At 70.7% G+C, this 6,982-nt stretch carries 8 protein-coding genes; all 8 read left to right on the forward strand.

All coding sequences use genetic code 11. The features are described from left to right. The first annotated feature begins 101 nt into the window (after positions 1-101). Complete coding sequence (gene lepB / locus CCS38_RS10525) at positions 102-830, forward strand: signal peptidase I (RefSeq protein WP_223732955.1); 729 nt, start codon at positions 102-104, stop codon at positions 828-830. Then, the gene (locus tag CCS38_RS10530) at positions 823-1,356 is read left to right on the forward strand and encodes an NUDIX hydrolase (RefSeq protein WP_223732956.1); all 534 of its coding nucleotides are present in this window, start codon (positions 823-825) and stop codon (positions 1,354-1,356) included. The genes lepB and CCS38_RS10530 overlap by 8 nt, the downstream gene beginning before the upstream one ends. Before the next feature lie 38 nt (positions 1,357-1,394). Beyond that, on the forward strand, positions 1,395-1,703 hold the full coding sequence (locus tag CCS38_RS10535; protein ID WP_003993268.1) for a DUF2469 domain-containing protein: 309 nt from the start codon (positions 1,395-1,397) through the stop codon (positions 1,701-1,703). Positions 1,704-2,041: 338 nt separating this feature from the next. After that, a complete protein-coding gene (locus CCS38_RS10540) occupies positions 2,042-2,383 on the forward strand; it encodes a YraN family protein (RefSeq protein WP_223732961.1) in 342 nt (113 codons plus the stop codon). Then, positions 2,383-3,993 carry a YifB family Mg chelatase-like AAA ATPase gene (locus CCS38_RS10545; protein ID WP_223732957.1) on the forward strand — a complete coding sequence of 537 codons (1,611 nt, stop codon included), beginning with the start codon at positions 2,383-2,385 and terminating at the stop codon, positions 3,991-3,993. Before CCS38_RS10540 ends, CCS38_RS10545 begins: the two co-directional genes overlap by 1 nt. Next, positions 3,990-5,216 (forward strand): DNA-processing protein DprA, encoded by a 1,227-nt coding sequence (gene dprA, locus CCS38_RS10550; RefSeq protein ID WP_223732958.1) that lies wholly within the window; start codon positions 3,990-3,992, stop codon positions 5,214-5,216. The genes CCS38_RS10545 and dprA overlap by 4 nt, the downstream gene beginning before the upstream one ends. Positions 5,217-5,476: 260 nt before the next feature. Then, positions 5,477-6,313, forward strand: a complete 837-nt coding sequence (whiG, locus tag CCS38_RS10555; RefSeq protein WP_223732959.1) for an RNA polymerase sigma factor WhiG — start codon at positions 5,477-5,479, stop codon at positions 6,311-6,313. A gap of 110 nt (positions 6,314-6,423) precedes the next feature. Continuing rightward, positions 6,424-6,963, forward strand: coding sequence for a TetR/AcrR family transcriptional regulator (locus CCS38_RS10560; RefSeq protein ID WP_223732962.1), 540 nt, complete (start codon positions 6,424-6,426; stop codon positions 6,961-6,963). Positions 6,964-6,982 lie beyond the last annotated feature (19 nt).

A 6,982-nucleotide genomic window follows, 5' to 3' on the forward strand; every position in this document is an offset into this window, starting at 1 on the left:
CATCGGACCGTCGGCCGAAGGCTGACTGGGGGAAGTAACCCCAGGTAAGGTGCCGTCCCGGGATCTTCGACGCGGGGCGGCCCGCGGGGTGGGAGCGCGGGATGAGCAGGAGCGAGGGGCGTACGAGCGGCGGCCACGGCCGGACCGCGGGCAGCGTGCTGTCCGGTCTGGCGGTGGCCGTCGGCTGTGTGCTGTTCCTGGGCGGATTCGTATGGGGTGCGGTGCTCTACCGGCCGTACACGGTCCCGACCGATTCGATGGCGCCCACCATCACGGCCGGCGCCCGAGTCCTGGCGCAGAACGTGGACGGCTCCGAGGTGCGCCGCGGCGACGTCGTGGTCTTCAGGGACTCCGTGTGGGGCGACATGCCCATGGTGAAGCGGGTCGTCGGGGTGGGCGGCGACAAGGTCGCCTGCTGCAATGCCGACGGCAAGCTCACCGTCAACGGCAAGCCCATCGAGGAACCATATCTCCAGGGCAACGGCCCGGCCTCTCCCGTCGGCTTCAAGGCGGAGGTCCCCAAGGGGCAGCTCTTCCTGCTGGGTGATCACCGCAGTGACTCCATGGACTCGCGGGTGCACCTCACGGACGGTGATCACGGTGCCGTGCCGCGCGATGCGGTGGACGCCCGGGTGGACGCCACGGCGTGGCCGGTCGCGAACTTCGGCACGCTGCAGCGGCCCACGGCCTTCGCGGCCCTGCCGGGCGGCACGTCCCAGCCCGGTCCGGTGCAGCCCCTCGTGGTGGCGATCGTGGCCGGCGCGGTGTTGATATTGGGGGGAGCGGCGTACGGGCCGATTGCGAACCGGAGGAGGCGTACGCGTGTCTGAAGCGGATACCGGTACACAGGAACAGATCGGCATACCGGCGGGCACCGCGCTGCGGCGCGTCTCCCGGGTGATCCTGCTCGACCCCGAGGACCGGGTTCTGCTGATGCACGGCTTCGAACCGGACGAACCGTCGAGGACCTGGTGGTTCACGCCGGGCGGCGGACTGGAGGGCACCGAGAGCCGGGAGGAGGCGGCTCTCCGGGAGCTCGCGGAGGAAACCGGGATCACGGACGCGGAGCTCGGCCCCGTGGTGTGGCGACGGCACTGCTCGTTCCCGTTCGACGGGCGGCGCTGGGACCAGGACGAGTGGTACTACCTGGCGCGTACACGCAACACCGCGACCCGGCTGAGCGGCCTGACGGAGCTGGAACGGCGCAGCGTGGCGGGGCTGAGATGGTGGACGGTGACGGAACTCTCCGCATCGCATGAGACGGTGTATCCGACCAGACTTGCCGAGCTGTTGCGCACGCTGCTCGACGAAGGACCCCCTAGTGCGCCAGTGGTCCTGGAGACCGAGAGTGTCTGACGCACAATAGGGGGACGTACGGCTGAAGGGGATCTGCCATGAGCGCCGAGGACCTCGAGAAGTACGAGACCGAGATGGAGCTGAAGCTCTACCGGGAGTACCGCGATGTCGTCGGACTGTTCAAATACGTGATCGAGACCGAGCGCCGGTTCTATCTCACCAACGACTACGAGATGCAGGTGCACTCTGTCCAAGGTGAGGTCTTTTTCGAAGTCTCCATGGCAGACGCCTGGGTGTGGGACATGTACCGCCCGGCCAGGTTCGTGAAGCAGGTCCGCGTGCTGACCTTCAAGGACGTGAACATCGAGGAGCTGAACAAGAGCGACCTCGAGCTGCCGAGCGGCTGAGTGACCGTTTCCTCGTGATCGGCCGGGCGACTATTCCGCTGCCAGGCGCGGCGCGGTCATTTCACCCCCACGGGTGACGGCGTTATGCACAACCGCTGAGTTGTCCACCAAGATCCAACACTCGGTGGCAGAAGCGTCACAGTCGGTGCCGGAGGTGGTGCCGGATGAACGCCACAGCAGAAAACGCCGCGGTCGGCAGCGGTACAGCAGAGCCCGTACGAGCCCGGTCGGTCCCCCGCCCGCCGCGAGCGGCCGACTCGGCAAAGACACGACGCAAGCGCCCGCGAGGCCGGGGCAGCCCCGGCGGCCGCGCCCGTGGTGGCTGCCGCCGCTCCGGACTGGGACGGTACGGCGAAGATCTCGCCGCCCGGTGGCTGACCGCCCACGGCATGCGCATCCTCGACCGGAACTGGCGCTGCCGCTTCGGCGAGATCGACATCGTCGCCGCCGACGCCGACGCGTTCGTCGTGTGCGAGGTCAAGACCAGACGCGCAGGCCCGTACGAACACCCCATGGCGGCTGTCACGCCCACGAAGGCGCGCCGTCTGTCCCTCCTCGCCGAGCACTGGACCGCGGCGCACGGAGGCCCGCCACCGGGCGGTGTCCGCATCGATGTGATCGGCGTCCAGCTTCCCGCCCGCGGCGCGCCCGTAGTGTCTCACGTACGGGGGGTGACCTGATGGGATTCGCCCGTACGTGCTCGGTCGCGCTGGTCGGCGTCGAAGGCGTCGTCGTCGAGGTGCAGGCCGACCTCGAACCAGGCGTCGCGGCCTTCACCCTCGTCGGCCTCCCCGACAAGAGCCTCATCGAGTCCCGAGACCGGGTGCGTGCCGCCGTGGTCAACTCCGGCTCCGAGTGGCCGCAGAAGAAGCTGACCGTCGGCCTCAGCCCGGCCTCCGTCCCCAAGGGCGGCAGCGGCTTCGACCTGGCCGTCGCCTGCGCCGTCCTCGGTGCCGCCGAGCTCATCGACCCACGCGAGCTCACCGACCTCGTCATGATCGGCGAGCTGGGTCTGGACGGCCGGGTACGACCGGTGCGCGGCGTGCTGCCGGCGGTCCTGGCGGCAGCCGACGCGGGATATAGCCAGGTGGTCGTTCCCGAGCGGACCGCTGCCGAGGCATCGCTCGTCCCGGGCGTCTCCGTCCTGGGCGTCCGCAGCCTGCGCCAGCTCATCGCCGTGCTCACCGACGGGCCGGTTCCCGAGGAGGAGGACGAGGGCGACGAGCCGGGCCGCCCGGACCCGCTGCTCGCAGGGCTGGTCGTACCGGGCGCGGGATCCTGCGCCGGGCTGCCTCCCGACGCCCGCCCGCCGGACATGGCCGAGGTCGCGGGCCAGCACGGTGCCCGCCGCGCCCTGGAGGTGGCTGCCGCCGGACGCCACCACATCTTCCTGAAGGGGCCGCCCGGAGCAGGCAAGACCATGCTCGCCGAACGGCTTCCCGGCCTGCTGCCGCCCCTGTCGTCCAAGGAATCACTGGAGGTCACCGCGGTGCACTCGGTGGCGGGCATGCTTCCGCCCGGTCAGCCGCTGGTGAGCCGCCCGCCGTACTGCGCACCGCACCACTCCGCCACCATGGCCTCGCTCGTCGGCGGCGGCAGCGGACTGCCCCGGCCCGGCGCGGTGTCGCTCGCCCATCGAGGCGTCCTGTTCATCGACGAAGCCGCCGAATGCAACGCCAAGGTGCTCGACTCGTTGCGCCAGCCCCTGGAGTCCGGGTACGTGGTGGTCGCCCGCGCCGCCGGAATGATGCGGCTCCCGGCGTCCTTCCTGCTGGTACTGGCCGCCAATCCCTGCCCCTGCGGACGCCACGGCACCATCGCCGGAGGCTGTGAGTGCCGCCCGTCCTCGATCACCCGCTACCGAGCCCGGCTCTCCGGGCCGCTCATGGACCGGATCGATCTGCGGATCGCCGTGGAACCGGTCGCCCGCAGCGAACTGGTCGCCGGGGCCCGCGGCGAATCCACCGCCGATACCGCCGACCGGATCCGCGCCGCCAGGGAACGCGCCGCTCACCGCTTCGCCGGCAGCCCCTGGCAGACGAACAACGAAGTCCCCGGCCATGAGCTGCGCACCCGGTGGACCGTGGCCCCCGGCGCGCTCGTCCAGGCCGAGCGCGACCTGGAGAACGGCCTGCTCACCGCCCGCGGCTTGGACCGCGTCCTGCGCGTCGCCTGGACCGCGGCAGACCTCGCGGGCCGCGACCGCCCGACGGCCGAGGACGTCGACTGGGCGCTGGAGCTGCGTACCGGTGTCCGCCGTGGCATTCCGCTGGCGGTGAGCCGGACATGACCTCTCTCGAAGACGCGTCCGGCCGGCTGCCCACACGACAAGACCGGGATCCCACGGAGGTAAGGGAAGCCGGCCCCACCCCAGAAGCCGATCGGCTCGCCCGAGCAGCGCTCACCCGGGTCCTCGAACCCGGCGACGAAGTGGCCGGCGCTTGGTTGCGGCGGATGGGACCCGTGGCGCTCTGGCGCTCCCTCCTCGGAGACGGCGACCCACCCGAAGGAGCCGGCGAGGCGAAGATCGCGGGCCTGCGGTTACGGGCCGAGGCGGTGTCACCCGAGGCCGACCTCGCCGCCGCCACCGCGCTCGACGGCCGCTTCGTCTGCCCCGGCGACGAGGAATGGCCCCACCAGCTGAACGACCTGGGGGACGCACGCCCGGTCGGCCTGTGGGTGCGCGGCAGGGCGAACCTGCGCCTGTGGGCCCTGCGCTCCGTCGCCCTTGTGGGCGCCCGTGCTTGTACGGAATACGGCGCACATGTGGCCGGGACCTTGGGCGCGGGTCTCGCCGAACGCGGCTGGTCGGTGGTGTCCGGCGCGGCGTACGGGGTGGACGGCGCCGCGCACCGCGGCACCTTGGCGGCAGGCGGCCCGACGGTGGCCGTACTCGCCTCCGGCGTCGACCACATCTACCCCAGTGGACACACCGAACTGATCGGACGCATCGCCGAACAGGGGCTGATCGTCGCGGAGTTGCCACCCGGTGCTCATCCGACCCCGAGCCGGTTCATCCAGCGCAACCGTGTGATCGCCGCCCTCACCCGGGGAACGGTTGTCGTCGAGGCCGCGCTGCGCAGCGGATCACTGGCCACTGCCCGCCGCGCCGCCGAGCTGGGGCGGTTCACGATGGGTGTTCCGGGCCCGATCACCAGCGGGTTGTCGGCCGGTGTCCACCAACTGCTGCGGGGCGAAGCCGTACTGGTCGCCCACGCGGACGAGGTGGTCGAACTGGTGGGCAGCATCGGTGATCTTGCTCCCGTCCCCCGCGGTCCGGTTCTGGCCCGCGACCTGCTGGACCCGGTGGCCACCCGCCTCCTCGAAGCCCTGCCGTTGAGGGGCGCGAAGGGCGCCTCGGAGATCGCCCGTGACACGGGTACGGCCCTGGAAACGACCCAAGCGAAGCTCTTCGAACTACAGGCGCTCGGATTCGTTCAAAGATGCGGTACTCGCTGGGAGTTGCTTTCTGGTGCCCATTCGACCGGAGGTTACCGGCGAGGCGGTCCTTGACCTGGGGCGAACGGGTGAAAGGCTGAGGGGAATGACCGCAGGGTGCATCTTTGCGAGTTTCGTGCGGACGGCCGCGCAGGCTCCCGTCGTCATCCGAGGGTGCGGACTACCGGACGAATCTGCGCACGCACGAACACGCCGTGATCGCACACTGCGACACCACAGTCACGCTACGCTCGCAAGGCATCCGCCCTCCACGGACCCCACGACCCTCACGCACCTCTTCACCAGCGTCTCGGCAGAACGGCTCAAGGCGACGAATGCCCCAGCACACTTCCGGGTCTGACCGCGCGGCGGTACCCCCCGCCGCCCGCGGCAGCGTGCGCCCGGCAGCGCCCACCTCGCTAGAGGAGCTCTGGCGCTCCTACAAGGCGACGGGTGACGAACGCCTGCGGGAGCAGCTGATCCTGCACTACTCGCCGCTGGTCAAATATGTCGCGGGGCGCGTCAGCGTCGGCCTGCCGCCCAACGTCGAACAGGCGGACTTCGTCTCCTCCGGCGTGTTCGGGCTGATCGACGCCATCGAGAAGTTCGAGCCGGAACGGTCCATCAAGTTCGAGACGTACGCGATCACCCGCATCCGCGGCGCGATGATCGACGAACTGCGGGCTCTGGACTGGATCCCCCGCTCGGTCCGCCAGAAGGCGCGAGCGGTCGAGCGTGCGTACGCCACGCTCGAAGCCCAGCTGCGCCGCACTCCTTCCGAGGCCGAGGTCGCCGCGGAGATGGGCATCGCGCTCGAGGAACTGCACACCGTCTTCAGCCAGTTGTCCCTGGCCAACGTCGTCGCCCTGGAAGAGCTGCTGCACGCCGGCGGCGAGGGCGGCGACCGGCTGAGCCTGATGGACACGCTCGAGGACACCGCGGCCGAGAACCCGGTCGAGATCGCCGAGGACCGCGAACTGCGGCGACTGCTCGCCCGCGCGATCAACACACTCCCCGAACGCGAGAAGACCGTCGTCACGCTCTACTACTACGAAGGGCTCACCCTCGCCGAGATCGGCAACGTCCTCGGCGTCACCGAGAGCCGGGTCAGCCAGATCCACACCAAGTCCGTCCTGCAGCTGCGCGCCAAGCTGGCCGATGTGGGCCGCTGAGCTCCACTGACGGCGTTACGCCGTGCCGCGGAGTGCCGCCGCCCGGGACGCATCCGTACAGTGGTGGCGTGCCCAGGATTCGAGCGGCCTCTGTGGCCGAGCACCGGACCATGCAGCGCGACGCCCTGTTGGACGCTGCTCGTACTCTGCTGTCCGAAGGCGGGACGGAGGCGCTGTCCTTCCCCGCCCTCGCCGAACGCACGGGCCTCGCGCGGTCCTCCGTGTACGAGTACTTCCGCTCCCGCGCCGCCGTCGTCGAAGAGCTGTGCGCGGTCGACTTCCCGGTATGGGCCGCGGAGGTCGAGGCCGCGATGGAGCGCGTTGAGACGCCCGAGGACAAGATCGAGGCGTACGTACGGCAGCAGCTCGCCCTCGTCGGCGACCGCCGGCACCGCGCGGTCGTCGCGATCTCGGCGGGCGAGCTGGACGCCGGCGCCCGCGAGAAGATCCGCGCCGCCCACGGTGGCCTGATCGCCATGATCGTCGAGGCCCTGGGCGCCCTGGGCCACAAGCAGCCGAGGCTCGCCGCGATGCTCCTCCAGGGCGTCGTCGACGCCGCGGTCCGCCGCATCGAACTGGGGGCGGCGGAGGATCCTGCGGAGATCACGGAGGCGGCGGTCGCGATGACCCTCCACGGCGTCCGCGGCTGATCTTCTCCCCTCCCCCCGC

The sequence above is a fragment of the Streptomyces purpurogeneiscleroticus genome (genome assembly GCF_020024005.1).
Classification (GTDB): Bacteria; Actinomycetota; Actinomycetes; order Streptomycetales; family Streptomycetaceae; genus Streptomyces; species Streptomyces purpurogeneiscleroticus.

Bases quoted from the DNA above. Each gene is read 5' to 3' on its own strand.
- lepB (WP_223732955.1), top strand. From the start codon at position 102: ATGAGCAGGAGCGAGGGGCGTACGAGCGGCGGCCACGGCCGGACCGCG.
- CCS38_RS10535 (WP_003993268.1), top strand. From the start codon at position 1,395: ATGAGCGCCGAGGACCTCGAGAAGTACGAGACCGAGATGGAGCTGAAG.
- CCS38_RS10545 (WP_223732957.1), top strand. From the start codon at position 2,383: ATGGGATTCGCCCGTACGTGCTCGGTCGCGCTGGTCGGCGTCGAAGGC.
- dprA (WP_223732958.1), top strand. From the start codon at position 3,990: ATGACCTCTCTCGAAGACGCGTCCGGCCGGCTGCCCACACGACAAGAC.
- whiG (WP_223732959.1), top strand. From the start codon at position 5,477: ATGCCCCAGCACACTTCCGGGTCTGACCGCGCGGCGGTACCCCCCGCC.
- CCS38_RS10560 (WP_223732962.1), top strand. From the start codon at position 6,424: ATGCAGCGCGACGCCCTGTTGGACGCTGCTCGTACTCTGCTGTCCGAA.